The organism is Variovorax sp. TBS-050B, assembly GCF_029893635.1.
Classification (GTDB): domain Bacteria; phylum Pseudomonadota; class Gammaproteobacteria; order Burkholderiales; family Burkholderiaceae_C; genus Variovorax.
In genome coordinates this window covers 234,612-260,712 of sequence record NZ_JARXYR010000001.1, presented here as the reverse complement: position 1 = coordinate 260,712, position 26,101 = coordinate 234,612, and the positions used below count along the sequence as shown (strand labels likewise).

The 26,101-nt window shown below is 71.5% G+C and carries 24 protein-coding genes; 12 read left to right on the top strand and 12 right to left on the bottom strand.

Features of this window, described 5'->3' with window-relative positions:
* The first annotated feature begins 117 nt into the window (after positions 1–117).
* On the top strand, positions 118–3,909 hold the full coding sequence (locus M2165_RS01200; RefSeq protein ID WP_280812836.1) for a hypothetical protein: 3,792 nt from the start codon (positions 118–120) through the stop codon (positions 3,907–3,909).
* Positions 3,910–4,112: 203 nt separating this feature from the next.
* On the opposite strand, the gene M2165_RS01195 is transcribed toward M2165_RS01200, so the two are convergent.
* The 3 genes from M2165_RS01195 to M2165_RS01185 are packed head-to-tail and all read right to left on the bottom strand — an operon-like array spanning position 4,113 to position 6,367.
* Positions 4,113–4,991: an AraC family transcriptional regulator gene (locus tag M2165_RS01195; RefSeq protein ID WP_280812835.1), complete on the bottom strand. Its 879-nt coding sequence runs from the start codon at positions 4,989–4,991 to the stop codon at positions 4,113–4,115.
* A gap of 57 nt (positions 4,992–5,048) precedes the next feature.
* A complete protein-coding gene (locus tag M2165_RS01190) occupies positions 5,049–5,363 on the bottom strand; it encodes a multidrug efflux SMR transporter (RefSeq protein WP_280813154.1) in 315 nt (104 codons plus the stop codon).
* Positions 5,364–5,371: 8 nt separating this feature from the next.
* The gene (locus M2165_RS01185) at positions 5,372–6,367 is read right to left on the bottom strand and encodes an SLAC1 anion channel family protein (protein WP_280812834.1); all 996 of its coding nucleotides are present in this window, start codon (positions 6,365–6,367) and stop codon (positions 5,372–5,374) included.
* Between the two features lie 107 nt (positions 6,368–6,474).
* Between M2165_RS01185 and M2165_RS01180 the strand changes: the two genes are divergently transcribed.
* Positions 6,475–7,428, top strand: a complete 954-nt coding sequence (locus tag M2165_RS01180) for a DJ-1/PfpI family protein (protein ID WP_280812833.1) — start codon at positions 6,475–6,477, stop codon at positions 7,426–7,428.
* An 18-nt stretch (positions 7,429–7,446) separates the two neighbouring features.
* Here the strand turns inward: M2165_RS01180 and M2165_RS01175 are convergent, their stop codons facing one another.
* Both M2165_RS01175 and M2165_RS01170 read right to left on the bottom strand, forming a co-directional pair.
* Positions 7,447–7,833, bottom strand: a complete 387-nt coding sequence (locus M2165_RS01175; protein ID WP_280812832.1) for a VOC family protein — start codon at positions 7,831–7,833, stop codon at positions 7,447–7,449.
* 11 nt (positions 7,834–7,844) lie between these two features.
* Positions 7,845–8,315 (bottom strand): AraC family transcriptional regulator, encoded by a 471-nt coding sequence (locus tag M2165_RS01170; protein ID WP_280812831.1) that lies wholly within the window; start codon positions 8,313–8,315, stop codon positions 7,845–7,847.
* 37 nt (positions 8,316–8,352) lie between these two features.
* Here M2165_RS01170 and M2165_RS01165 point away from each other — a divergent pair, with 37 nt between their 5' ends.
* On the top strand, positions 8,353–8,838 hold the full coding sequence (locus tag M2165_RS01165; protein ID WP_280812830.1) for an AAC(3)-I family aminoglycoside N-acetyltransferase: 486 nt from the start codon (positions 8,353–8,355) through the stop codon (positions 8,836–8,838).
* Complete coding sequence (locus M2165_RS01160; protein WP_280812829.1) at positions 8,835–9,518, top strand: phytanoyl-CoA dioxygenase family protein; 684 nt, start codon at positions 8,835–8,837, stop codon at positions 9,516–9,518. Before M2165_RS01165 ends, M2165_RS01160 begins: the two co-directional genes overlap by 4 nt.
* A gap of 28 nt (positions 9,519–9,546) precedes the next feature.
* Here the strand turns inward: M2165_RS01160 and M2165_RS01155 are convergent, their stop codons facing one another.
* Positions 9,547–10,326 (bottom strand): sulfite exporter TauE/SafE family protein, encoded by a 780-nt coding sequence (locus M2165_RS01155; RefSeq protein ID WP_348541038.1) that lies wholly within the window; start codon positions 10,324–10,326, stop codon positions 9,547–9,549.
* 175 nt (positions 10,327–10,501) lie between these two features.
* Positions 10,502–11,311, bottom strand: a complete 810-nt coding sequence (locus M2165_RS01150) for an IclR family transcriptional regulator (RefSeq protein WP_280812827.1) — start codon at positions 11,309–11,311, stop codon at positions 10,502–10,504.
* A 149-nt stretch (positions 11,312–11,460) separates the two neighbouring features.
* Between M2165_RS01150 and M2165_RS01145 the strand changes: the two genes are divergently transcribed.
* The 6 genes from M2165_RS01145 to M2165_RS01120 all read left to right on the top strand — a co-directional run bounded on the left by M2165_RS01145 (position 11,461) and on the right by M2165_RS01120 (position 18,827).
* Positions 11,461–12,456, top strand: coding sequence for a tripartite tricarboxylate transporter substrate binding protein (locus tag M2165_RS01145; RefSeq protein WP_280812826.1), 996 nt, complete (start codon positions 11,461–11,463; stop codon positions 12,454–12,456).
* A 126-nt stretch (positions 12,457–12,582) separates the two neighbouring features.
* A complete protein-coding gene (locus tag M2165_RS01140; protein WP_280812825.1) occupies positions 12,583–13,383 on the top strand; it encodes an enoyl-CoA hydratase/isomerase family protein in 801 nt (266 codons plus the stop codon).
* A complete protein-coding gene (locus tag M2165_RS01135; RefSeq protein WP_280812824.1) occupies positions 13,380–15,476 on the top strand; it encodes an acetate--CoA ligase family protein in 2,097 nt (698 codons plus the stop codon). The genes M2165_RS01140 and M2165_RS01135 overlap by 4 nt, the downstream gene beginning before the upstream one ends.
* A gap of 37 nt (positions 15,477–15,513) precedes the next feature.
* On the top strand, positions 15,514–16,854 hold the full coding sequence (locus M2165_RS01130) for an MmgE/PrpD family protein (protein WP_280812823.1): 1,341 nt from the start codon (positions 15,514–15,516) through the stop codon (positions 16,852–16,854).
* Positions 16,855–16,923: 69 nt separating this feature from the next.
* Entirely contained in the window at positions 16,924–17,577 is a 654-nt protein-coding gene (locus tag M2165_RS01125; RefSeq protein ID WP_280812822.1) for a TetR/AcrR family transcriptional regulator, read from the top strand.
* Positions 17,574–18,827 carry a glycosyltransferase gene (locus tag M2165_RS01120; protein ID WP_280812821.1) on the top strand — a complete coding sequence of 418 codons (1,254 nt, stop codon included), beginning with the start codon at positions 17,574–17,576 and terminating at the stop codon, positions 18,825–18,827. Before M2165_RS01125 ends, M2165_RS01120 begins: the two co-directional genes overlap by 4 nt.
* On the opposite strand, the gene M2165_RS01115 is transcribed toward M2165_RS01120, so the two are convergent.
* Genes M2165_RS01115 through araD form a run of 3 tightly spaced genes read right to left on the bottom strand, consistent with a single transcriptional unit; the run spans position 18,807 to position 22,300 of the window.
* Positions 18,807–19,799, bottom strand: a complete 993-nt coding sequence (locus tag M2165_RS01115) for a tripartite tricarboxylate transporter substrate binding protein (RefSeq protein WP_280812820.1) — start codon at positions 19,797–19,799, stop codon at positions 18,807–18,809. The two genes, M2165_RS01120 and M2165_RS01115, sit on opposite strands and share 21 nt — an antisense overlap.
* Before the next feature lie 41 nt (positions 19,800–19,840).
* Positions 19,841–20,551, bottom strand: a complete 711-nt coding sequence (locus tag M2165_RS01110) for a ribonuclease activity regulator RraA (RefSeq protein WP_280812819.1) — start codon at positions 20,549–20,551, stop codon at positions 19,841–19,843.
* A 21-nt stretch (positions 20,552–20,572) separates the two neighbouring features.
* The gene (gene araD, locus M2165_RS01105) at positions 20,573–22,300 is read right to left on the bottom strand and encodes an L-arabinonate dehydratase (protein ID WP_280812818.1); all 1,728 of its coding nucleotides are present in this window, start codon (positions 22,298–22,300) and stop codon (positions 20,573–20,575) included.
* Between the two features lie 86 nt (positions 22,301–22,386).
* Between araD and M2165_RS01100 the strand changes: the two genes are divergently transcribed.
* Both M2165_RS01100 and M2165_RS01095 read left to right on the top strand, forming a co-directional pair.
* Positions 22,387–23,082 carry a GntR family transcriptional regulator gene (locus M2165_RS01100; RefSeq protein WP_280812817.1) on the top strand — a complete coding sequence of 232 codons (696 nt, stop codon included), beginning with the start codon at positions 22,387–22,389 and terminating at the stop codon, positions 23,080–23,082.
* An 11-nt stretch (positions 23,083–23,093) separates the two neighbouring features.
* Complete coding sequence (locus tag M2165_RS01095; RefSeq protein WP_280812816.1) at positions 23,094–23,621, top strand: 2'-5' RNA ligase family protein; 528 nt, start codon at positions 23,094–23,096, stop codon at positions 23,619–23,621.
* A 204-nt stretch (positions 23,622–23,825) separates the two neighbouring features.
* On the opposite strand, the gene M2165_RS01090 is transcribed toward M2165_RS01095, so the two are convergent.
* Complete coding sequence (locus M2165_RS01090) at positions 23,826–24,947, bottom strand: FAD-dependent monooxygenase (protein ID WP_280812815.1); 1,122 nt, start codon at positions 24,945–24,947, stop codon at positions 23,826–23,828.
* A gap of 35 nt (positions 24,948–24,982) precedes the next feature.
* Complete coding sequence (locus tag M2165_RS01085) at positions 24,983–26,080, bottom strand: ABC transporter substrate-binding protein (protein ID WP_280812814.1); 1,098 nt, start codon at positions 26,078–26,080, stop codon at positions 24,983–24,985.
* Between the last annotated feature and the right edge of the window lie 21 nt (positions 26,081–26,101).

Genomic DNA, 26,101 nt, shown 5'->3' with positions numbered 1-26,101 from the left:
CACCGCGCCGAACACGGCTCAAAGCGGACTCTTTTCATACTTTTAGGCTGTTTTTGCGGCTGTTTCGCAGCGGCACACAACTTGCCCTGGACTCCCCACCAATGACGAGGAGGCCCCATGGCTGTTGCTGACAATCTGAATTCTTCTTCCACCCCGGCGAGCGACTCCAAGGTCGCACCGGTGGTGATTGCGCAGGCTGGTTCCACGCCCATCACCTCCGGCGCCGTCGCGCCCGTGGCGGTCGGCGCATCGCCGGGGCTCGAGGGCCGCGCGGGCATCGGCTCGATCACCGAGGCCACGCCCGGGACCATGGTGATCCGCGACGGCGCGCAGATTCCGGTGGCGGGCTCCCAGGCGCTGATGCCCGGCGACCGCGTCATCGTTCCCAGCGACGGCCACGCCAACGTGATCTTCCCGGGCAGCGCTTCCAACAAGGCGCCGCTGGCCGGCGTCTTCACCGGCGGCACCGATGCCCTGATCGGCTCGACCAAGCTTCCGGGTGGTCTCGAACAGGTCAACGTGGACGTCGCCGCGGGCGACCTCCAGATGACCCCGCCCGACAGCGATGCGGATGCCGCCGCGGTGGCCGTCACCAAGTCGACGGCCGGTGCCGGGGGCATCGGCCTGGGCGAATTCGCCCTCGGCGCGCTGGGCGCCGTGGGCCTGGGTGCCGCCCTGGGCGGCGGTGGTGGCGATGGCGGCGGTGGCGGCTTCATTCCGCTGCCCGTGGGCGAGGCCGATGCCGACGCGGATGCCGATGCGGACGCCGATGCGGATGCGGACGGGGATGCCGACGCCGACGCCGACGCCGACGCCGACGCCGACGCCGACGCCGATGCAGATGCGGACGCAGATGCCGATGCCGATGCCGATGCCGATGCCGATGCCGATGCCGATGCTGATGCTGATGCTGATGCTGATGCTGATGCGGACGCTGATGCTGATGCTGATGCGGACGCTGATGCTGATGCTGATGCTGATGCTGATGCGGACGCTGATGCCGATGCCGATGCCGATGCGGACGCTGATGCGGACGCTGATGCCGATGCCGATGCTGATGCCGATGCCGATGCTGACGCTGACGCTGATGCTGATGCTGATGCCGATGCGGACGCTGATGCCGACGCTGATGCCGACGCTGATGCCGACGCGGACGCTGACGCCGATGCGGACGCCGATGCGGATGCGGATGCGGACGCCGACGCCGACGCCGATGCCGATGCCGATGCCGATGCCGATGCGGACGCTGATGCCGATGCGGACGCTGATGCCGATGCGGACGCTGATGCCGATGCGGACGCTGATGCAGATGCAGATGCAGATGCAGATGCAGATGCAGATGCAGATGCGGATGCGGATGCCGACGCAGACGGCGACGCCCTCCTCGATCCCTCCGACGGCCTCCTGGGCAACGTGATCGGCGCGTCCGACGACAACCTCGGCCTGGGCGATTCGCTCGACCCGGTCAGCGGCGTGGTCGACGGCACCACCGACCTGGTCGACGACATCCTCTCGCCCGTGCTCGGCGACGACTTCACGCGCGACAATCCGAACCAGTTCGACCCCGTCGACGACGTGGCCGAGACCGTGCTCGACGACCTCGACGGCGTGCTCAATCCGGTGCTCGATCCGCTGCTCGGCAACGGCGCGACCGACGCGCTCGTCGGCCAGGTCGATCACGTCACCGATGCGCTGCAGAACGGCCTCGACAACCTGCTGGGCGACAACGGGATCCTCACCGGCGTGACCGGCGCGCTGGGCCTGGACGACACCGTCGACACCCTCATCGGCGACGGCGGCGTGGTCGAGAACGTGGTCGAGGGCCTGCTCGGCGACGACAGCCTCGTGGCCGGCCTCGTGAGCGAAGACGGCCTGGTCGGCGGCCTGCTGGCCGAAGACGGCGCGCTCGGCGGCCTGCTCGCCGAGGATGGCCTGGTCGGTGGTCTGCTCGGCGACGTGATGGCCGATGAAGGCCTGGTCGGTGGCCTGCTGGGTGACGACGGCCTGCTCGGCGGTCTGCTGGGCGGCCCGCTCGGCGATGAAGGCCTGCTCGGCGACCTGCTTGCGGGCGATGGCCTGGTCGGCGGCCTGATCGGCGGCGATGGACTGGTGGGCGGACTGCTCGGCGGCGACGGCGCGCTTGCCGGCCTGCTCGGCAGCGAAGGCCTCAGCGGCGGTCTGCTGGGCCAGGACGGCGTCGTGGACAACCTGCTCGGCGCCAACGGCGTGGTGGGCGGCCTGCTGGCCGACAGCCCGCTGGGCGGCTTGCTTGGTGGCGACCTGTTGGGCGGCGACTTGCTGGGCGGCGTGCTCGGCGAAGACGGCATCGTCGGTGGGCTGCTCGGCGGTGACCTGCTGGGTGGCGACCTGCTCGGCGGTGTGCTCGGCGAAGACGGCATCGTCGGTGGCCTGCTTGGCGGCGACCTCCTGGGTGGCGATCTCCTCGGTGGCGACCTGCTCGGCGGCGTGCTCGGCGAAGACGGCATCGTAGGCGGCCTGCTCGGCGGTGACCTTCTCGGTGGCGATCTGCTCGGCGGCGTGCTGGGTGAGGATGGCATCGTCGGCGGCCTGCTCGGCGGCGATCTCCTGGGTGGCGACTTGCTGGGCGGCGTGCTCGGTGAGGACGGCATCGTCGGTGGGCTGCTCGGCGGCGATCTCCTCGGTGGCGACCTGCTGGGCGGTGTGCTCGGTGAGGACGGCATCGTAGGCGGCCTGCTCGGCGGTGACCTTCTCGGTGGCGATCTGCTCGGCGGCGTGCTGGGTGAGGATGGCATCGTCGGCGGCTTGCTCGGCGGCGATCTCCTGGGTGGCGACTTGCTGGGCGGCGTGCTCGGTGAGGACGGCATCGTCGGTGGCCTGCTCGGCGGCGACCTCCTGGGTGGCGACCTGCTCGGCGGCGTGCTGGGTGAGGACGGCATCGTCGGCGGCTTGCTCGGCGGCGATCTCCTGGGTGGCGACCTCCTCGGCGGCGATCTGCTGGGCGGCGTGCTCGGTGAGGACGGCATCGTCGGTGGCCTGCTAGGCGGTGACCTCCTGGGTGGCGATCTCCTCGGTGGCGACCTGCTGGGCGGCGTGCTCGGCGAAGACGGCATCGTCGGTGGCCTGCTCGGCGGCGACCTCCTGGGTGGCGATCTCCTCGGTGGCGACCTGCTCGGCGGCGTGCTCGGCGAGGACGGCATCGTCGGTGGCCTGCTTGGCGGCGACCTCCTGGGTGGCGATCTCCTCGGTGGCGACCTGCTCGGCGGCGTGCTCGGCGAGGACGGCATCGTCGGTGGCCTGCTTGGCGGCGACCTCCTGGGTGGCGATCTCCTCGGTGGCGACCTGCTCGGCGGCGTGCTCGGCGAAGACGGCATCGTCGGCGGCTTGCTCGGCGGTGACCTCCTGGGTGGCGACCTGCTCGGCGGCGTGCTCGGTGAGGACGGCATCGTCGGTGGCCTGCTCGGCGGCGACCTCCTGGGTGGCGACCTGCTCGGCGGCGTGCTCGGTGAGGATGGCATCGTCGGTGGCCTGCTAGGCGGCGACCTCCTGGGTGGCGACCTGCTGGGCGGTGTGCTTGGCGAGGACGGCCTTGTCGGCAGCCTGCTCGGCGGCGACCTGCTCGGCGGCGACACCGTCGCCGGCATCCTGGAGCCGGTGCTCGACGTGGCCAGCAACGTGGCCGAGACGGTGGAACCGGTGGTCGCCACCGTCTCCGAAGTGGCGCAGCCCGTGACCGACATCCTGGCCGGCGCGGGCAGCACGCTCGAGCCGGTGGTCGCGACCGTCGCGGGCGTGGTCGACACGGTCGAACAGGCGGCGCCGCTCGTGAGCGAGGTCGTGACCCCGATCACCAGCCTGGTCGATCAGGTCGCGGGCAGCAACAGCGTGCTGACGCCGGTCTCGAACCTGCTGCACGGCCTGCTCGGCTGAGAGGACAACAAGAGGAGAGAGGAAGGGAAGCAAGAAAGAACCAGAAGCGACGCCACGCGGGACGCAGGTCGCCACCGGCCTGCCCCGCACCAAGCGCGCTTCGTTCGCGCGGCGGTCTTTCGGGACCGTCCGTCGGCGAAGGGGGTGTTGCGGCAGCCGGGGATGAGACGCTCATCGCCCGGCTGCTTTTTTTCAGGAGGGGCTCAGGCGTCGACCGGCACGTGGAAGTCGATCACCGCCCCGGCCCGCATCGGCTCGAAGCGGTCGTCGTAGCGCTCGAAGTCGGGACTGTCGGCGACCCTGAATCCCGCGGCTGGAATCAGTTCGCCCCAGATGGCCGCCATCGCCGCCTTGATCTGCGGATGCACCGCCGAACCGTCGAGCGTGATGCGGAAGACGGCATAGCTCGCCGCCGGAATCCGCTTTTCGACGAAGCCCCGCGGAAGAGCGCTGCCGGGCTTCACGCCCACGCCCGCCATGTAGTCGAAGCTGCCCTCTTCGCGGTCCACGCCCCAGACGGCGCCATAGGTGGTCCAGCTGGGGCTCTGGCCGTCGAAGGGCAGTGCACGCATGAGCGCCGACCAGAGCTGAGGGATCTCCGAGCGGCTCGCATCGTCGAAGCGCCGCGTGGGGCCGGCGATGCTGAAGGCGTCGAGCCGGGTGAGCCCGGGCAGCAGGACGACGGGAACAGCCAGGGCGGAACCGAGCGTCATGGGGCAGTCTCCTTCGAAGGGGATCAGTGCGAAACCGGCGCGGAAGCGGCCGGGCGAAACGCCGAACACGCGCTTGAACGCGCGCGTGAAGGCTTCCTGCGATTCGAAGCCGCAGTCGAACGCGAGATCCACGAGCCGCAGGCCTGGCTCGTCGCAGAGCCTGCGCGCCGCGCGGAGCAGGCGCCGGGCGCGCACGTAGGCCATCACGCTGCGCCCCATCCGGGCCGTGAAGAGGCGCGAGAAGTGGTACGGCGACAGCCCCGCCTGCGCGGCGATGCGCTCGACCGTGAGCGCCTCGTCGAGCTGCGTCTCGATCCAGCCGATCAGGCCGGCCAGCGGGTCGAGCGCGGGAAAAGTCAGGCGATCCATGCGGCGATCATGGCGCAGCCGCAGCGCCGCCGTCCTGACCGAACTTGCTGCGCGGCCTCAGTGCGCGAGCCGCAGCCCCACGACGCCGCCGACGATCGCCGCGATCGAGGCCAGCCGCGGCGCCGACACGGGCTCGCCGAGCAGCGCGATGCCGACCAGCGCGGTGCCCGAGGCGCCGATGCCGGTCCAGACCGCATAGGCCGTGCCCACCGGCAGCTGGCGCAGTCCCATCGAAAGCAGCGCGAGACTGCCGACCAGCGCCGCCGCGGTGCCGAGCGCGACCCAGGGCCGCTCCAGGCCGTTCGCATGCTTGAGGCCGATCGCGAACAGGATCTCGAGCAGGCCGGCCGCGATCACCAGGGTCCAGGCCAGTCCGCGGTTCATGCCAGCAGTCTCCCGTCGATGGCCATGCGGACGGTGCGCACCGCCAGCACCCTGAGCGCGAGCGTCAGCGCGCCGAGCAGCGCGGCCGCGAGCAGCCACAGCGGCGTGCTGGCGCGGAAGGCCGCGTACTTGAGTGCCGCATTGGCGAGCGCCGCCATCGGGAAGCCGATCGCCCACCACGCCGGCGAGAACTTCACGCTCGGGCGGAACACCATGGGCGCGACCACCGCGAACATGAAGAGCGCGAAGTAGAACAGCAGCGCCGCGAAGCGGTCGATACCGCCCGTCACTTCGACGTAGGCGAGAAAGCCCACCGCGAACGGCGCGACCAGGATCATCAGCGACGGCGTCATGGCCGGCGCGATCGGCTCGCGGTGCACCAGCCGGGCGACGATCAGCGTGAAGAGCACGAGCGCGAGCACGGCGCCGATCGCGCTCGCAAGCAGGATGAGCTCGACGGCCCAGCCTGTCGACATGTGACCACCGGTGACGGCGATGTCGAGCGTGGCCACGCCCGGCACCAACCATGCCGGCACCGCAAGCGACGCATCGACCTGGCCCCTGAGAAGCCGCGAAACCACGGCGAAGCTCAGCACGAAGGTCGCGAGCACGCCAGCGGCCCAGAGCATCTCCGCGGCCGAGGCAGCGTACGGCTCGACGATGCCCGACAGCAACAACAGCGAGATCGCGATGGTGCCGAAAAAATTTCCCGCCACCGGATGCAGGAACTCCGCGCGCACTGCGTCGGCATGGCGAGCGAGCTTCGCCAGATAGCCGATCCCCAGCAGCACGAACACGCCGGCCGCGAGCGTGCCGATCGCCTCGCCCACGAAGGCCGGCGCGCCGAGCCCGCGGTGCGCGAGCCGCCAGGCCATCGCGAGCCCCGAAAGGCCCATGACGGCGCCGAAGAGGTTGACCGGCAGGTTGCGTATCGAAACCCGCGCGGGCGAACGGAAAACCGGAGGAGCCGGATCGGACGGCTGGGCTTGCATGGGAACTCCTTGGCAGAATTTGCTGATGTGGATAGTTTCTGCCAAACTGCCCCGGCCGGCCGCGCGCCGTCGCGACGTTTTCCGCCAATCCTCGAACCTTGTCCGCCATGCGCATCGCCATCCTCGCCTTCCCGCGTTTCCAGCTGCTCGACGTGGCCGGCCCGGCCGACGTCTTCGCCGAGGCCTCGCGCCAGCTCGGCCGGCCGCGGGCCTACCAGGTGCAGCTGATCGGCACCGCGCCGGGCCGGCTGCGCAGCAGCAGCGGCCTGAGCCTGGAGGTGGACGCGACCGTGGCCACGCAGCGCGGCGCGATCGACACCCTGCTGGTCGCGGGCAGCCCCCACATCGAACAGGAGGCCGGCGATCCGCGGCTGCACGCCTGGCTGCAGCGCCAGGCGCGCGCGGCGCGGCGCTACGGCTCGGTCTGCAGCGGCGCCTTCGCGCTCGCGGCCGCGGGGCTGCTGGAGGACAAGTGCGTGACCACCCACTGGAACTCGGCCGCGCGCCTCGCGGCGGCCTATCCCGGCGCGCGCGTCGATGCCGACGCGATCTACGTCAAGGACGGCAAGCTTTTCACCTCGGCCGGCGTGACGGCCGGCATGGACCTCGCGCTGGCCCTGGTCGAGGAGGACCACGGCCGCGAGCTCGCGCTGCGCGTCGCGCGCGAACTCGTGATGTTCCTCAAGCGGCCCGGCGGCCAGAGCCAGTTCAGCGCCCACCTCGCGGCCCAGGCCGCCGAGCGCTCCAGCGTGCGCCAGGTGCAGGACCATGTGCTCGCGCACCTCAGGGACGACCTCTCGGTGCCCGCGCTCGCGCGCCGCGCGGGGATGAGCGAGCGCAGCTTCGCGCGCGTGTTCCGCGCCGAGACCGGCACCACGCCCGCGGATTTCGTCGAGAACGCGCGCATCGACGCCGCCCGGCGCCTGGCCGAGGAGTCGGACCTGCCGGCCAAGCGGCTCGCCGATGCGGTGGGCTATGTCAACGTCGACGGCTTCCGCCGCGCCTTCAGCCGGCGGCTCGGCGTGAGCCTGGTCGACTACCGCCGCCGCTTCGCGCGCTGAGGCGGCCGCGGCGCGGGCTCACTCGAGCGGCTGGTAGATCTGGATCAGGTTGCCGCAGGTATCGGCGAAGACCGCGATCCGGACCGGGCCGTGCGTGGTCGGATCCGTGGTGAAGCGCACGCCGTGCTCGCGCAGGCGCTTCACATCGGCATCGAGGTCGTCGCTGTGAAAGGCGGTGATGGGAATGCCCTGGCGCATCAGCGCCTGCTGGTAGTCGCGCGCCGCGGGATTGGCGTTGGGTTCGAGCGACAGCTCCGTCTCGCCACCTTCCGGCGACCGCACCGTGAGCCAGCGGTAGGCACCGGCCGGGATTTCGCGGCTCTTCACGAAGCCCAGCACCCGCGTGTAGAAGGCCAGCGCCTTGTCCTGGTCGTCGACGAAGATGCTCGTGAGATTGATGCGCATGGTGTTTCCGGTCAGTGAGGGTGACGATGGGGAAGGATGAAGCCCTCATGCTGCCCGATCCCGTCGGCGCCGACTTCGCCGAAATTCCGGTCGTCCGCTAGGGCCTGGTTCATCAGCCCGATGCAGCCGAGGGGCGCGGCCACGAACGGCTTCGCCTGGCGCCGATAGGCGCGCGGCGGCATGCCGAAATGCCGCGTGAACAGCCGCGAGAAGCTGCCGAGGTTGTCGAAGCCCAGTGCCAGGCCGATCTGCGTGGCGGGCTCGTCGCTCGCGAGCAGCATCTCGCGCGCGCGCATGAGCCGCGCGCGCGTCCGGCAGCGCAGCGGCGTCTCGCCGAACAGCGCGCTGAACTGGGTGATGAAATGCGCGGTCGACAGCCCGGCTTCGCGCGCGAGCTGCGCGACGCTGGCGGGCGGCTCGAGCTCGCGTTCCAGCCGGTGGCGCGCATGGCACATGCGTTGCAGCAGGTCGGGCGTGATCATGGCGCACGCATTCTGCCTCTGGACTACGATCGGCCGCATGTCCGCCCTTCCCTGCTCCTCATTCACCGTCCGGCAGCTCACGGCCGAGGACGAACCGCTGATGCACGACCTGCTCAGCATGTTCGGCGAAGCCTTCGACGATCCCGAGACCTACGGCGCGCGCCGTCCCGGGCCGGCCTACCTGCGCCGGCTGCTCGGCGGCGACACCTTCATCGCGCTGGCCGCCTGCGAAGGCTCGCAGGTGATCGGCGGCATCGCGGCCTACGAGCTCATGAAGTTCGAGCAGGAGCGCAGCGAGATCTACATCTACGACCTCGCGGTGGCGCAGGCCCACCGGCGCAAGGGCGTGGCGACCGGGCTGATCCGCGCGCTGCAGCGCATCGCCCGCGAGCGCGGGGCGTGGGTGGTGTTCGTGCAGGCCGACCCGCCCGACGAACCCGCGGTCGCCCTCTACACGAAGCTCGGCGTACGCGAGGACGTGCTGCACTTCGACCTTCCGCTGCCGCCGACCGAAGGCCCATGAAGCCGGCACTGGCCGACCACTTCCGCGCGCACGGCCACGTGCGGCTCGAAGGCTTCCATCCGCGCAAGCGCCTGGCGCCGCTGCGGCGCCAGGTGCAGGAGGCGCTCGCGCGCGCGGGAGCACAGGGCCGGGGCCGGACGGGGCCGCTGCACGGCCTGACGCCGTTCCAGCAGACGGCGAAGCTCTCGACGCTCGTCAAGCTCCCCGGTATCGACGACCTGCTGCTCACCCAAGAGCTTCTCGACACCGTCGGCGGCCTCGCGCAACGCGCGCTGCCGCCGGCGACCGGCATGCAGCTGCTGCTCTCGCTGCCGCACCAGGGGGAATGGACGCTCGAGCGCCTCCCCTGGCATGTAGACGTGGCCGCGGAGCCGCGCGACCGCCTGCCCGGCATTCAGGTCTTCGTGCTGATCGACGACGTGGCCCCGCACGGCGGCGCGACGCTCGCGATCGCGGGTTCGCACCGTGCCGCGGGCGACGGCAGCCTGCGTGCGCTGCTCAAGGGGCCGGGCGATCAGCTCGAGGCGCGGCTGCGCGAGCGTGGGCTGGCGATCCTCGAGATGTCAGGCCGCGCGGGCGACGTGTTCCTGATGGACATGCGCCTGCTGCACACGCCGTCCGTCAACACGACGAAGAACGTGCGGATGATGGCGACCGCGCGCTACGTCCTCGGCGGCTGACCGCCGCAGGGCGCCGCGCCGAGGTCCGTCAGCCCCGCGCGATCGCGACCCAGGCCGTCGCCACCAGCGTCGACCCCGCGGCCGCGAGCAGCCCGCCCACCAGCCACTTGAGCGTGCGCGGCGAGAGCCGGTTCGGCAGCCGGTGGTGCAGCCGCGTCACGCCGTAGACCACGGGCACCGCGCTGCCCGCGAGCAGCGCCGAGTGCCACGAGAAGTGCCCGGTGGAGAGCACGACCACCAGCCGCACCAGCGAGTTGAACGCGAACATCAGCAGCAGCGCGCGGCGCACCAGTTCGCGGTCCAGCGGCTGGCGGTACATGTGGAAGACGATCGGCGGCCCCGAGCTCGAGAACAGCCCGCCGAGCAGCCCCGAGAGCCCGCCGATGATCGAGAAGCTCGCGCGCCCCGAGACCGCCGGCAGCGGCCGCCCCTGCAGCACCAGCAGCAGCGCGCACGCCAGGATCGACACGCCCAGCAGCCCGCGCAGCCAGTCGACCGCGCCGCCGCTGAGCCAGGCGAGCAGCATCAGGCCCACGAGCACGCCCACGGTGCTGCCGTTGAGCGCCGGCTTCATCAGCTGCCAGGGCACCACGCCGGGCCGGGCGCGGAAGTAGGTCCAGGCGTTGATCAGCGTCAGCACCATCGCGGCATTCGCGGTGTCGGTCACGCTGGCGACGTGGAACACCGACACCAGGCCGAGCAGGATCAGGCTGAAGGCGAAGCCGGTGAGGTTCTGCGCATAGGTGGCGAGGGCCACGCAGGCCATGAAGACCAGCACCGGGCCGGCGTCGGAGAGCATTGCTTGCACGGGAGGAACGGACGGCGGCAGCGACGCGCGCGGGCGAAGCGCCCGGCATCGAAGCCGCAGGAAGGAAAAAGCGGTCGGGAACGGCGTTCGAGGGAACGCGGCGGAAAACTGCGGAGTCCCCGATTGTCCCCGAAGACCGATGCCGCACCGCGCCGGTGGGCCATGCGCGTGCCGCTCAGGCGGCGAGTTGCGCGAGCGCGGCGGCGATCTCCCGGGCTAGCTTCAGCAGCGGCGCGCGCAGTTCGCGCTCGGCCTCGGCGAGGCTGCCCGCGGTCGCGATGCTGATGTTCAGCAGATAGGGCGGATGCCCCGCCACCACGATCGGCGTGGCCAGCGCCACCACCTCGGGCTGCCACGAGGCCGCGCAGTAGCCGTGCGCCTTTACGCTGGCCGCGGCCTCGTCGATGGCCCGGCGCAGCGGCTCCCACTGCGCGCGGCGGCGGCGCCGGAACAGCGCCATCAGCGTGCGGCGCTCGGCCGCCGGCGCCACCGCGAGGTAGGCGCGCCCGAGCGAGGTGAGCTCGATCGGCACGCGCTGGCCGGCCACCACGTTGCGCAGCGACACCTTGCGGTTGTAGCGCACCGATTCGAGATACACCATCTCGTCGCGGTCGGCCATCGCGAGGCCGACGTTCACGCGCAGCTTCTCGGCCAGCCGGCGCATGCGCGGCGCGGCCACGGCGAGCACCGGCGAGCCGGCGCGCATCGCATGCGCGAAGCTCAGCAGCGGCGCGGCGAGCCGGTAGGCACGGCGCGCGCGGTCGTGCTCGAGCAGCCCGGCCTCGACCAGCGTCTGCACCAGCCGGCTCACGGTGGCGCGCGACAGGCCGGTGCGCTCCGCGAGCTCGCCGTTGCCGAGCAGCGCCGCGCCCGGCTTGAAGGCGCGCAGGATCTCGACGCCGCGCGCGAGCGAGCGGTTGAGCGTCGGGTCTTCATGGTGGCGGCGCCGGCTGGCAGGCGCTGCCTCGGGGGCGTTCGATGGCATGGCAGGTGGCCTCGGTTCGCGCGACTCTACCGCAGGCAGGGGCAGCATTTCCAAGCAGTGGAAATGAGGGGATGCGCCCACGGGCATGCGTCCGTACGCTTCGATCACCGCAGCCCGAAGTGCTGCTGCCAAGAACCGGAGACAAACCCATGCCGAACCACCGTTCATTGCTCGCCCGCGCCTGGCGCGGCGCCTTCCTCGCGGGGGCCCTGGCCGCCGCGGCCGTGCTGCCGGCCCACGCGGCCTTTCCCGAGCGCCCCGTGCGCATCGTCGTGCCCTTCGCGCCGGGCGGCGGTACCGACTTGGTCGCGCGCACCATGGGCATCGCGATGGGCGAGGCGCTCGGCCAGCCGGTCATCATCGACAACAAGCCCGGCGCCGGCACGATCATCGGCACCGATGCGGTCGCCAAGAGCGCGCCCGACGGCTACACGCTGGTCATGGCCACGGTGGCGCACGTGGTCAATCCCAGCCTCCAGAGCCGGCTGCCCTACAACACGGAAAAAGCCTTCGCGCCGGTGATGCTGGTCGGCGTTTCGCCGAACGTGCTCGTGGTGCGCGCCGAAAGCCCGATCACCTCGGTGCAGGCGCTGATCCGCGAAGCCAAGGCGCGGCCGGGCAAGCTCTCGTTCGCCTCGCAGGGCGCAGGCACCTCGGCGCACCTGGCCGGCGAGCTGTTCAAGAACCTCACGCGCACCGACATCATCCACATCCCCTACCGCGGCGCCGGCCCCGCGCTCAACGACCTGCTCGGCGGCCAGGTCGACGTGATGTTCGCCACCGCGGCGGCCGTGGGCAGCTTCATCGAGAACGGCAAGCTGCGCGCGCTCGCGGTGACCACCGCCACGCGCGCCGCATCGCCCGGGCTCGCGAAGGTGCCAACGATTGCCGAGAGCGGTGTGCCGGGCTACGTGGCCGACAGCTGGTACGGCCTCTATGCGCCCGCGGGCACGCCGCCCGAGGTGATCGAGCGCCTCAACGCGGCCGCGCGCAAGGCGGTGCAGACCGAGGCCTTCCGCCAGCGTGTCGAGAGCGAAGGCTTGGTCATCAAGGCCGGCTCGCCGAAGGACTTCGAGACCTATGCCAAGGGCGAGGAAGCGCGCTGGCGCAAGGTCGTGAAAGAGAACCGCATCACGACAGACTGAAGACCACCCCCGTCCCTCGCTCACTTCGTGTAGCTCGACTCCCCCCTCGAGGGGGCAACACCGGCGGCCCGGCGAAGCCGGTTCCGCGGTGTTCCCGGGCATACCGACAACCACATGGCAACAGAAATGAACACTCCCTCCCTGATCGAACTCGAGATCGACGCCGGCATCGCCACGCTGCGCCTCAACCGCCCCGAGAAGCGCAACGCGATGAGCGACGAGATGCGCAGCCAGTTCATCGATGCGCTCGAACGCGTGAGCGCCGACAAGGCGATTCGTGCGCTGGTGCTCACGGGCAACGGCAAGGGGTTCTGCGCCGGCGGCGACGTGGCCGGCATGGAGCGCCGCATGAGCGCGCCGGCCGGCGAGATCGGCTTCAACGGCTGGCATCGCCAGCAGCGCGTGCACTACACGCAGTCGCTGCTGCACACCATGCCCAAGCCCACCATCGCGGCGGTCAACGGTGCCGCCTCGGGCCTGGGCGCCGACACGGCGCTGGCCTGCGACTTCATCATCGCGAGCGAGGCCGCGAACTTCACCTGGTCGTACATCCACCGCGGCATCGTGCCCGACGGCGGCGGCATGTACTTCCTGCCGCGCCGCGTCGGCCTGCCGCGCGCCAAGGAACTGATCTTCAGCGGCCGCAAGGTCGAGGCCGAGGAGGCGCTGCGGCTCGGCATCGTCGATCGCATGGCGCCGGCCGACAGCCTCGTCGCCGAAGCCCGGGCCTGGGCCGCGGAAATGAGCAAGGGCTCGGCCACCGCGCTCGCGCTCGGCAAGACCATCCTCAACCAGAGCTTCGAACTGCCGTCCGAACAGGTCTTCGCGCAGGGCAGCCAGGCGCAGGGCATCTGCTACACCAGCACCGAGCACCGGGAGGCGGTGATGGCCTTCCTCGACAAGTCCGCCGCCGGAGGTGCGCGATGAACGCGATCGCCCGGCTGCTGCAGCCGCGCAGCGTGGCCGTGGTCGGTGCCTCGGCCGACGCCACCAAGACCGCGGGCCGCCCCGTGTCCTACCTGCTCAAGCACGGCTTCGCGGGCAGCATCTATCCCGTCAATCCCAAGGTGGAGCGCATCGGCGAGCTGCGCTGCTACCCCGACGTGGCGTCCCTGCCCGAGGCGCCCGATGTCGGGATCGTGCTGCTGGGCGCGGAACGCGCGCACCTGGCGGTGCGCGAGCTGGCCGCGCGCCGCTGCGCAGCCGCCATCGTGCTGGCGAGCGGCTACACCGAGACCGGCGAGGAAGGCGCGCGGCGCCAGCGCCAGCTGATGGAAGCGGCCGGCGGCATGCGCATCCTCGGGCCCAACACCATCGGCCTGGTGAACCTCAGCGACCGCATCGTGCTCTCGGCCACCGGGGCGCTCGAGATGCAGGACTTTCCGGTCGGCGGCATCGGCGTGGTGTCGCAGAGCGGCGGCATCCTCGGCGCGCTGCTCTCGCGCGCCGCGGCGCGCGGCATCGGCCTGTCGAAGCTGGTCTCGACCAGCAACGAGGTGGACCTCGAACTGGCCGACTTCATCGACCACCTGGCCGACGACGAAGCCACCCGGGTCATTGCGCTCTACATCGAGACCGTGCGCGATCCCGTGCGCTTCCGCCAAGCCTGCCTGAAGGCCGCGCGCGCCGGCAAGCCGGTGGTGGCGTTCAAGGTCGGCCGCTCGGAGGCCGGCGCCCGCGCCGCGGTGTCGCACACCGGCGCGCTGGCCGGCGCCGACCGCATGTACGACGCACTGTTCCGGCAGGTCGGCGTGCTGCGCGCGCAGACCTTCGGCGAGCTGCTCGACATCGCCTCGGCGCTCGCCACCGGCCGCCGCCTGCGCGGCACGCGGGTCGCGATTCTCACCTCGACCGGCGGCGCCGGCACGCTGGTGTCGGACGACCTGGGCCTGGCCGGCTTCGACACGCCCGCGCCCGATGCGGCCACGGCCGAGGCGCTGCGCGCGCTGCAGACCGGCGACCATGCGGTGCTCGACCGCAATCCCATCGACGTGACCCTCGCGGGCCTGAAGCCCGACCTGCTGCGCGGCGCCATCGACGTGCTGCTCGCGAGCCCGAGCTACGACGCGCTGGTGGTCATCGTCGGCTCGTCGAGCCTGGCGATGCCCGAACTGCTCGCTGGCGCCATCCAGGACTGCCTGCCGCGCTCGGACAAGCCGGTGATCGCCTACGTGAGCCCGCATGCGCCCGAGGTCGGCGCGCTGCTGACGCGGCGCGGCGTGCCCGCCTTCGCGGCGGCCGAGAGCTGCACCGCCGCGCTGCGCGCGATGCGCCAGGCCGCGCAGGCCCGGCCGCAGGCCGAAGGCGGTGCCCCGGCCGCCCCGGTCGCGATCGACGACCTTCCCGCCGGTTCGCTCGACGAGCACCAGGCCAAGCAGCTGTTCGCGCGATTCGGCGTGCCCTGCGCGGCCGAGCGCGTGGTCGCCACGCCGGCCGAGGCCGAGGCCGCCGCGCGCGAACTCGGCGGCCGCGTGGTGCTGAAGCTGCTCTCGGCAGCGATCACCCACAAGAGCGATGTCGGCGGCGTGGCGGTCGGCCTCACGGCCGAGAACATCGGCGCGCGGCTGGGCGCCATGGCCGCCGAGGTCGAGGCCCGGACCGGCGTGCTGCCGCGGCGCTTCCTCGTGCAGCAGATGGTCGAGGGCGGCACCGAGCTGATTCTCGGCATGCACCGCGATGCGCTCGGCACGGCGATCCTGCTCGGCATGGGCGGCGTGACGGCGGAGCTGTTCAAGGACACCACCCTGCGCCTGCTGCCGCCCACCGGCGGCCTGGGCCGCGACGAGGCGCTGGCGATGGCGCGCGAACTCCGCTCGTGGCCGCTGCTCGACGGCTTCCGCGGGCGCCCGAAGTGCGATGTCGAGGCGCTCGTCGATGCCATCGTCGCCTTCTCGCGCATGGCCGCGCAGCTCGGCGAGCGGCTGGTCGAGGCCGAGATCAATCCGCTGTTCGTGCTGCCGGTGGTGGACGGCCAGGGCCGGGGCGTGCGCGCGGCCGACGGGGTGGTGGTGCTGGCCTGAGCCCGTCATCATGGCCCACCCATACCGACAGACCGCCATGCACCCCACCGAAGCCTTGGGCCTCTATGCCCGCGCCCACCGCGACGCGGCGCTTTCCGAGGAGGTCCTCCACCACGCCAAGCGCGCCGTGATCGACTGGTACGCCTCGCTGTTCCCCGGCCTCGCGACCGACCCGCTGCCGCAACTCGCGCAGGTGCTCGCCGACGACCTCGACCGCGGCCGCGCACAGCTCGGCGACGGACGCCGCGCCACGGCGCGGGCCGCCGCGCTCTACAACGGCGCCGCGGCGCACGCGGCCGAGGTGGACGACAGCTTCCGAGACGCGATGTACCACCCGGGCGCCGCCACCATCGCCGCGGCGCTGGCCGCGAGCCAGGAGGCCGGCGCGAACGGGCTGGCCTTCCTGCGCGCGCTGGTGCTCGGCTACGAAGTCTCCACGCGCATCGGCGTGGTGATGGGCCGTGCGCACTACCGCCACTGGCACAACACCGGCACGGTCGGCACCTTCGGCGCCGCGGCCGCGGCGGCCGGCGTGCTGCAGCTCGACGCCCTGCCCTTCGCGCATGCGCTGGCCACGGCCGCCACCTTCGCGGCCGGGCTGCAGCAAGCCTTCCGCATGGATTCGATGTCCAAGCCGCTGCATGCGGGCCGCGCCGCCGAAGCCGGCCTTCTCGCGGCGCAGCTGGCCGCGCGCGGCGTGACCGGCTCGCTCGACGTGCTCGACGGCGAGGCCGGCCTGGGCCATGCCATGAGCGACGGCCCCGACTGGTCGCAGGCCGCCGCGACGCTGGGCCGCGACTTCCACATCACGCGCCTCAGCTTCAAGAACCACATCGGCTGCGGCCACACCTTCGCCGCCATCGATGCCGCGCTCGCGCTGCGCACGCAGCACGGCCTGCGGCCCGAGGACATCGCGCACGTGCAGGTCGACACCTACCGGCCCGCGCTCGACATCGCCTGCCATGCGCATCCGCGCACCGCGAACGAGGCGCGCTTCAGCCTGCGCTATGTGGTCGCGACCGCGCTCGCGCACGGCAGCGTGCGGCTCGCGGCCTACGAGCCCGCGCGACTGGACGACGCGCGCACGCGCGAACTCATGGCGCGCATCGACGTGCGCGTGGACCCGGCACTGGACGCCGCCTTCCCGGGCCGGCGCGGCGCGCACGTGGCGATCACCACGCGGGACGGCGCCACGCTCGCGCACCTGCAGCCCGACCGCAAGGGCGACCCGGAGCTGCCGCTCTCGGACGCCGAGCTCGAAGGCAAGTTCCTGGAGCTCGCCGGTCCGGTGATCGGCGCCGCCGAGGCCGGCCGGCTGCTCGCGCAGCTGTGGTCGCTGGAGCGGGCGGACGCGCCGCCCGGCTTCGTGCCGCGCTGAGCGGCCCGGAAGCATCGGATATTGAACGTCGTATAAACTTGGACGACGTTCAATATTCGAGACACCCCCTTGCCAGTTCCCGAACTCCCCGGCCGCCGCGAGCGGCGCCGCGCCCAGACGCTCGACCACGTGGCCACCACCGCGATGCGGCTCTTCAACACCGCGGGCTACGACGCCACCACCATGGAGCAGATCGCGCTCGCGGCCGATGTGGCCAAGGGCACGCTCTACAACCATTTCGCGACCAAGGAAGCGATCCTCGCGCACTGGGTCCACATGCAGCTCGCGGCCGATGCCGAGCGCTTGGGCGCGCTGCTGGCAGAGCCCGGCGATTTCGAGACACGGCTCGGGCGGCTGCTCGCGGCCTCGGCCGACTGGTCGGAGCGCCACCGCGGCTACCTGCTCGACTACTTCCGCTTCCGCTTCCTCAACATCGAGGACGAGCTCGGCGGCGGCGGCCCCGACGCGGAGGGCCGGCCGCGCGACCTCGCGGGCCTGTTCGCGCTGCTGATCGAGCAAGCGCAGCAGGACGGCACGCTGCGCGCCGACCTCACGGCCGAGCACCTCGCCTCGCTGCTGCACCACCTCTACTTCGGCGCGCTGATGCGCTGGCTCACGCTGCCCGGCCTCGTGCTGTCCGAGGAGTTCGAAGCCGTCGTCGAACTCTTCGTGCGCGGCGCCGCCGCCGCGGGCAAGGCACCGCGCGGGAGGAAGCGCGCATGAAGATCGCCGTGCTCACCTACGGCACCGAGGGCGACACGCGCCCGCTCGGTGCCCTGTGCCATGCGCTCGACCAGGCCGGCCACGCCTCGGTGCTGCTGGCCGACGCCGCCACGCTCGCGAGCACGCAGGCACTCGGCGTATGCACGCAGGCGCTCGCGGGCGACATCCGCGGCGCGCTCGGCGCGAGCGGCGCGATTGCCAACGTGGTGGCGCAGAGCGAGCGCCCTGGCGCCGCCGCCAAGGCGCTGGCCGCGATCGCCAACACGCATGCGGCCGCCTGGCTGCGCCAGACGGTGCAGACCGCGCAGGGCTGCGATGCGATCGTCTGCGCCGGCCTGGCCGCCTTCGTGGGCCTCTCGGCCGGCGAGGCGCTCGGCGTGCCGGTGATCGGCGCGGGCCTGTTCCCGCTCACGCCCACGCGCGACTTCGCGACGCCCTTCATCCCGCCCGCGCGCGTGCCGCGCTGGCTGAACCGCCCGAGCCATCACCTGATCAACACCCTGCTGTGGCGCGCCTTCCGGCCCGCGGTCAACGCGGCACGCGCCGAGGTCTGCGGCCTGCCGCCGCGCCGGCGGCTCTGGACCACGCATCCGATGCTCTACGGCTTCTCGCCCAGCCTCGTGCCGCGGCCGGCCGACTGGCCCGCCAACGCTTCGGTCTGCGGGCAGTGGATTCCGCCCGCGCGCGCATGGCAGGCGCCCGAGGCGCTCGAGGCCTTCCTCGCCGCGGGCGAGGCGCCGCTCTACATCGGCTTCGGCAGCATGACGGGCTTCGACGCGCGCCGCATGCGGCAGACCATCGTCGATGCCGCCGCGGGCCGGCGCGTGGTGCTCAACCCGGGCTGGAGCGGCCTCGACGCCGAAGGGCTGCCGCCGAATTTCCATGTCGTCGGCGACGTGCCGCACGACTGGCTGTTCCCGCGCATGGCGCTGATGGTGCACCACGGCGGGTCGGGCACCACGCATTCGGCCGCGCGCGCGGGCGTGCCCTCGGTGGTGGTGCCGTTCGCGGGCGACCAGTTCTTCTGGGCGCACCGGCTCGCGCAGGCCGGCGTGGCGCCCGAAGCCGTGGCGGGCAGCCGGCTCGATGCGGACGCGCTCGCGCGCGGCATCGCGTTCGCCGACAGGGCCGAGGTGCGCGAGCGGGCGGCGGTGCTCGGCGCGCGCATGCGCGCCGAAGACGGGCTCGCGCGCGGCGTCGAGGCGATCGAGCGCGCGCTCGCCGGTACGTCAGTCGGCCGTCGCGCCTGACTTCTTCACGAGCTCGGCCCAGCGCGGGATCTCGCGCGCCATGTGCGCGCGCAGCTCCTCGGGCGAGCTGCCGACGATCTCCATCGCGAGCTGACCCGAGAGCTTGGCCTGCACGTCGGGCTGCCTGAGCGCCTTCGCGATCTCGGCGTTGAGGCGGTCGACGATCGGCTTGGGCGTGCCCTTGGGCGCGTACACGGCCTGCCAGGACGACATCTCGAAGCCCGCCACGCCCGACTCGATCATGGTCGGCAGCTCGGGCACCAGCGCGATGCGCTTGCCGGTGGTCACGGCCAGCAGCTTGAGCTTGCCGCTCTTCACCAGCGGCAGCGCGGCCGTCACCTGGTCGAACATGAAGGGCACGAGGCCCGAGGCCACGTCGGTCATCGCGGGCGGCGTGCCCTTGTACGGCACGTGCGTGAGCTTCACGCCGATCATGTCGGCGAACATCTCGCCCGCCAGGTGCGTGGAGGTGCCCGCGCCCGAGGACGCGAAGGTGCGCTTCGACTCGTCCTTCTTGAGCAGCGCGATCAGCTCGGCCACCGAATTCACGCCGAGCTGGCTGTTGACGATCAGCACGTTCGGCAGCCGGCCCACGAGCGTGACGGGCTCGAAGTCCTTCATCGCGTCGTAGGGCAGCTTCTTGTAGAGGCTCGGATTGATCGCGTGCGTGCTGATGGTGCCGCCGAACAGCGTGTAGCCGTCGGGCGCGGCCTTGGCGACGTAAGCGGCGCCGATGCCGCCGGCCTGGCCGGGCCGGTTGTCCACCACCACCGACTGGTGCAGGCTCTCCTGCAGCTTGTTCGCGAGGATGCGGCCAACGATGTCGGTCGAACCGCCCGCCGTGAACGGCACCACGTAGCTGATCGGCTTGGCCGTGGGCCATTCGGTCTGGGCGCGCGCGGGCGCGGCCGACAACGCGGCAAGGGTGAAGGCCGCGGCAAGGAGCGCCGCGGTGCGGTGCAGGGAAGCCATGGTTTGTCTCTCGTTGTGATGTGGTGAATGCGGGGCGCGCCTCAGCGGCCCTCGGCCTGCCGCCAGGCGGCGAACTCGGTGCGGCTCTGTTCCTCGGTCGGCGGATAGAGGCCGAGGATCGAGCGGCCTTCCTGCACCTTCTGCTGCACGAAGTCCTCGAACACCGTCATCTCGGTGGCCTCGGCCGCGATCTCGTCGGCCATGGCCGCGGGGATCACGACCACGCCCTCGGCATCGCCCACCATCACGTCGCCGGGCCAGACCGCCACGTCGCCGCAGCCGATCGGCACGTTGATGTCGATCGCCTGGTGCAGCGTGAGGTTGGTGGGCGCGCTCGGGCGCTGGTGGTAGGCGGGAAAGCCGAGCTTCGCGATGTCGGGGCTGTCGCGGAAGCCGCCGTCGGTGACCACGCCGGCCGCGCCGCGCTTCATCAAGCGCGTGACGAGGATGCCGCCGGCGGATGCGGCGCGCGCGTCCTTGCGGCTGTCCATCACCAGCACCGCGCCCTCGGGGCACTGCTCCACCGCCTGGCGCTGCGGATGGCCGCGGTCGTTGAACACGGTGATCGGGTTCAGGTCCTCGCGCGCGGGCATGTAGCGCAGCGTGAAGGCCTCGCCCACCATGTTGGGCAGGGTCGCGTTGAGCGGATGCACGTTCTGGATGAACTGGTTGCGCAGGCCGCGCTTGAACAGCGCGGTGCACAGGGTGGCGGTGCTGACCTTCGTCAGCTTCTCGCGGGTGTCAGGATTCACGTCGTCTCCGGGGTGGTGGTTTCAGAAGATGTCGGGCTCGGGCACGGGGCGGCCGAAGGTGGTTTCGAGGAAGTCGAAGTCGCAGCCCTCGTTGGCCTGCAGGATGTGGCGGCCGAACATCCAGCCGTAGCCGCGCTCGTAGCGCGGCGGCGGCGCGGTCCAGGCGGCGCGGCGGCGCGCGAGTTCCTCGTCGCTCACTTCGAGGTGGATGCTGCGCGCGGGCACGTCGACGCGGATGCGGTCGCCGGTCTGCACCAGCGCGAGCGGCCCGCCCACCGCGGCCTCCGGCGTGCAGTGCAGCAGGCAGCCGCCGTAGCTGGTGCCGCTCATGCGCGCATCCGAGAGGCGCAGCATGTCGGTCACACCCTGCTTCAGCAGCTTGGTCGGGATCGGCAGCATGCCCCATTCGGGCATGCCCGCGCCGCGCGGGCCGGCGTTGCGCAGCACCAGGATGTCCTCGCCCGTCACGTCGAGCGCCGGGTCGTCCACCGCCTTCTTGAGGCTCGGATAGTCGTCGAACACCAGCGCGCGGCCGGTGTGCTGCAGCAGGTGCGGCGCGCAGGCGCTGGGCTTGATCACCACGCCGTCGGGCGCGAGGTTGCCGCGCAGCACCGCGAGCGCGCCCTCGGCGTAGATCGGGTTCGAAAGCGGCCGGATCACGTCGTCGTTGAACACCTCGGCGCCCGCGATGTTCTCGCCCAGCGTGCGGCCGTTGACGGTGAGTGCCTCGGTCTTCAGGTGACCGCGGATGCGCTCGAGTAGCGCGGGCAGTCCGCCGGCGTAGAAGAAGTCTTCCATCAGGTAGCGGTCGCCGCTCGGCCGGATGTTGGCGATCACCGGCACGCGGCGGCTCGCCGCGTCGAAGTCGGCCAGCGTGATCGGATGGCCCGCGCGGCGCGACATCGCGATCAGATGGATGATCGCGTTGGTGCTGCAGCCCATCGCCATCGCGCAGGCGATGCCGTTCTCGAAGTTCGCGCGCGAGAGGATCTTCGCGGGCGTGAGGTCGTCCCAGACCATCTGCACGATGCGCCGGCCGCACTCGGCGCTCATGCGCACGTGGTTGGCGTCGGCCGCGGGAATGCTCGATGCGCCCGGCAGCGTGAAGCCCACGGCCTCGGCGATGCCCATCATCGTGGCGGCCGTGCCCATGGTCATGCAGGTGCCGTGGCTGCGCGCGATGCCGGCCTCCATCTCCTGCCAGGCCTGGTCGCTGAGCTGGCCGGCGCGGCGCTGGTCCCAGTACTTGAAGGCGTCGGAGCCCGAGCCCAGCACCTGGCCGCGCCAGTTGCCGCGCAGCATCGGCCCGGCCGGCAGGTAGATGAAGGGCAGGCCCATGCTCAGCGCACCCATCGTCAGCCCCGGCGTGGTCTTGTCGCAGCCGCCCATGAGCACCGCGCCGTCGATCGGATGGCTGCGCAGCAGTTCCTCGGTCTCCATCGCGAGGAAGTTGCGATAGAGCATGGTCGTGGGCTTGACCATGCTTTCCGACAGCGAGATCGCGGGCAGCTCGAGCGGAAAGCCGCCGGCCTGGAAGATGCCGCGCTTCACGTCGTCCACGCGCTGCTTGAAGTGCGAATGGCACTGGTTGGCATCGCTCCAGGTGTTGACGATGGCGATCACCGGCTTGCCGGCCCAGTCGGCGCTCGCATAGCCCATCTGCATCACGCGCGAGCGGTGGCCGAAGGAGCGGAAGTCGTCGGGGGCGAACCAGCGCGCGCTGCGCAGGGTGTCGTAGGTGCGGGGCATCGGGGGTCTGTCTCGGTCGTTCGGTGGGGGGATGCGGTACATTAAAACACTAATATATCAATGGGTCAAAGCGAGAATCTCCGGCGATGACTGCCCTCCCCCCGATCCGACTCGACCGCACGCGCCTGGCGGCGCCGCAGGTGCTCGAAAAGCTGCGCGACGCCATCCTGTCCCTCGACCTCGCCCCCGGCACGGTGCTGGCCCGGCAGGAACTGGCCGACCGCTTCGGCGTGAGCCAGACGCCCGTGCGCGAGGCGCTGCTGCGCCTGGCCGAGGAAGGGCTGGTCGACGTGTTCCCGCAGCATGCGACGCTGGTGAGCCGCATCGACCTCGACGCGGCCAGGGAGGCGCACTTCCTGCGCCGCTCGATCGAACTCGAACTCGTGCACCAGCTCGCCGAGGAGGCGCCGCCCGCGCTCGTGCCGCAGCTGCAGGCCCAGATCGCGCTGCAGGCCACGCTCGCCGCCGCGCGGCAGTACGGCGACTTCGTCACCGCCGATCGCAAGTTCCACCACCTGATGTACGAGGCCGCGGGCATGCCGGGCCTCTGGGACCTGGTCTGCCGCGTCTCGGGCCACGTCGACCGGCTGCGCCGCCTGCACCTGCCCACGGCCGGCAAGACCGAGGCGATCCTGCGCGACCACCGCGCCATCGTGCGCGCGATCGCGAAGCACGACGGCGCCGCGGCGCAGAAGGCGCTGCGCGCGCACCTCTCGGGCACGCTGAGTTCGCTACCGGAGATCTGTGCGCGGCATCCGGAGTTCATTGCGCCGGGGCGCTGAGGCATCTGACGATGGCGATCTCCGCTTTCATCGTCGACGTACCTGCCGCCGAACCGCGGGTCGCGGACCTGCGGGCGCGCTTCGATGCAACCGCCGCGCTCGGCGTGCCCGCGCACGTCACCGTGCTGGTGCCGTTCATGGACCCGGACAAGATCACGCCGGCCGTGCTTGCGGAAGCGCAGCGCGCGCTCGACACGATCTGTGCGTTCGATTTCTCGCTCGACCGGGTAGGCCGGTTCCCGGAGACGGCCTACCTCGCGCCGGAGCCCGCCGCGCCCTTCGTCGAGATGACGATGGCACTGTGGCGGCGCTTCCCGGAATTTCCGCCCTATGGCGGCGAACACGCCGGCGTCATCGCGCATCTCACGGCCGCGCACGGCAGTGCCGCCAACGCAGAGGCGGCTGCCGCGCTGCTGGAAGAGCGGCTTCGCGCGCAGGGGCCCGTGCAGGCGCGATGTGCCTCGGTGACGCTGATCGAGAATTCCTCGGGCGTGTGGAAGCGGATGCAGGTCTTTCCGCTTCGGGACGCGGGCCGCTAGCCTCCGACGCGCGTCGCGAGCGGCTTACGCCTTGCCAGACGCACCTTCGAGCCCCTTTCTCGGTGCCCGACGTCGAAACGGCCGAAGCCCGAAACTGTTCCCCGCCCCTTCGCGTCGAGGTTCGTGCCCTTCGCTCGCGTGGCCTTGGCGAGCCGGAGAACACCGTGCCCAACGCTGTGTGCGTCGTGCAATCCTGTGCCTGCCTCAGGTCCCGAACGTCGCGGCGCAGGCGCGAAAGCTCGCATTGCGCTCGTCGAGCGCCTGTTGCGTCGCCGGCACCATGATCGGCGCGCCCTGGTGGGCGAATGCCTGGCACTGCTCGACGTAGGGCCGCAGGCGTTGGTGGTAGGTCGGCGACGCCGCCGCCAGGTCGCCCTCGTGCTCGCTCCAGGTCGTCGCGAGCGTTTCCGCGGCGACCATCGCCAGGGTCGTGCCCATGCCGGAGAGCAGTGCGGCGCAGTGGCCGGCATCGCCGATGACGGCGACCCTGCCCCGGGTCCAGCTCGGCATGTGGGTCTGGCTGACCGAATCGAAGTAGAAGCCCTCGGCCGCGGGGTCGCGGAAGGCCGCCCTCAGGGCCGGCACCTGCCATGCGTCGACGCGCGAAAGGAAGCGGTCGATCATCCGCCGCTGGGCGTCGAGGTCGCGGTAGTCGTAGGCGAGCTCGGGGCTGGCGACGAGCATCATGGCCTGGGGCCCGTCACCCGCGTCGCGCACGGCGATCGTCAGGCCGGGCACGCTGAGCATCGCGCGCTGCCAGTCCCGGTCGTCCGGCAGATCGACCAGCGCGACGTAGTGGCCGAAGTGGCGCACGTAGTCCTTCTCCGGACCGAAGGCGAGCTTGCGCACGTTGGAGTGCAGTCCGTCGGCCCCCACCACCAGGTCGTAGCGGCCGTGCTGCCCGTCGGTGAAGGCGACCCGCACACCGGCGTGGGCGTCCTCGAGGGAGGCGATGGATGTGCGGAAGCGAAACACGACATCCTTCGGGATGGCGTCGAGCAGGATGCGGTTGAGCCGGTCGCGCGTGATCTCGACGTCCGCCTCGGTTTCGTTGGCGAACCAGCGCAGGTCCAGGGTCGCGACCTGTGCGCCCGCGCCGTCGAGCACCGGACCGGGCTCCAGGATGCGAACCTTCTCCTCCTCGATGCGCGGCAGGATGCCCATGCGCTGCGCGGTGCCGATCGCCCGGCCGCGCACGTCGATGGGGGCGCCGCCCGGCCGCAGCCCGTTCGCGCGTTCGACGACCGTCACCCGGTGACCGAGGCGGGCGAACCAGTGGGCGGCCGACAGGCCGGCCATGCTGGCGCCGGAGATGAGGACATCCATGGGGCTGCTCCTGAATCCGATGCGTCGCCTGCCGCCTACAGGCGGAACTCCCGGGCCATCTGCACCACCGCCTGCTTGTCGAAGGCGTTGATGTCGTCGATCAGCTCGTTGGTGAACAGGCGACCGGGGTCGCCCAGCTCCTCGGCGAGCTTCGGGTTACGGGTGCTCTCGGCGGTCATCTCGATGTTGGCCTTCCATTCGGCCGGCGACGAGGCGCCCATGCGCTGGTCCGGATCGTCGGGCCGGCGCATCCAGCTGTTCCTGCGGTCCTTGAGGATGAAGGCCAGTTCCCTGCGCGCCTCTTCCGGGCTGCGGCCCTTGGGCCGGCTCTCGGGGTACACCGCCCAGTGCAGGTCGATGGCCGCCTCGAGATTGGCGTTCGAGAAGATCGTGGACTTGGCGATGCCCTGGAACAGCGCCACCAGCGATTTGCGGTCCTCCTTCAGCAGCTTGCGCGGCACGCACATCCAGCCCGAGCCCAGCTGCGCGAATTTCGGCGTGAGCGGCACGTAGCGCAGCTTGGTCCCCACCAGCTCGATGCGCGCGGTGGCGGTGTCGAAGGCCACCATCGCGTCCACCCGGTCGTTGTCGATCGCGGCGCCGGCCGGCGCGCCGTCGCCGATGGCGATGTACTCGCACCGGTCGTCCTTCAGGCCCAGCTCGGCCAGCATCGTCCGGGTGACGACGATGCCGGTATCGCCCTGGCTGCGCACGCCGATGCGCTTGCCCGCGAGGTCCGCCGCCGACTTGATCGGGCTGCCCGGCTTCACCACGATCACGTTCGCATTGCGAGGCAGCCACTTGTACACGACCACCAGGTCGAGGCCCGGATCCTTCGCCATGGCCGGCAGCAGCACGCCGGGAATGGCGGGCCCGAACTCCACATGGCCGCCGCGCAGGCTCTGCAGCGCCTGCGTCATGCTCGACATGTTGACGTACTCCACGTCCACGCCCCGGGGCTTGTAGAAGTCGAGCCTGGGATGCTGGCCCGCGGTGCAGAAGCACTGCTGCGGATCGTTCACCGCCACCGTGTTCGCCACCCGCATCATCCGCAGGTTCTGCGCCATCGCCGGCAGGCCGGCACCGAGCCCAAGGGCGCCCAGGCCCAGGCCGAAATCACGTCGCGTCCACATGGTTCGCTCCTTCATCAAGGG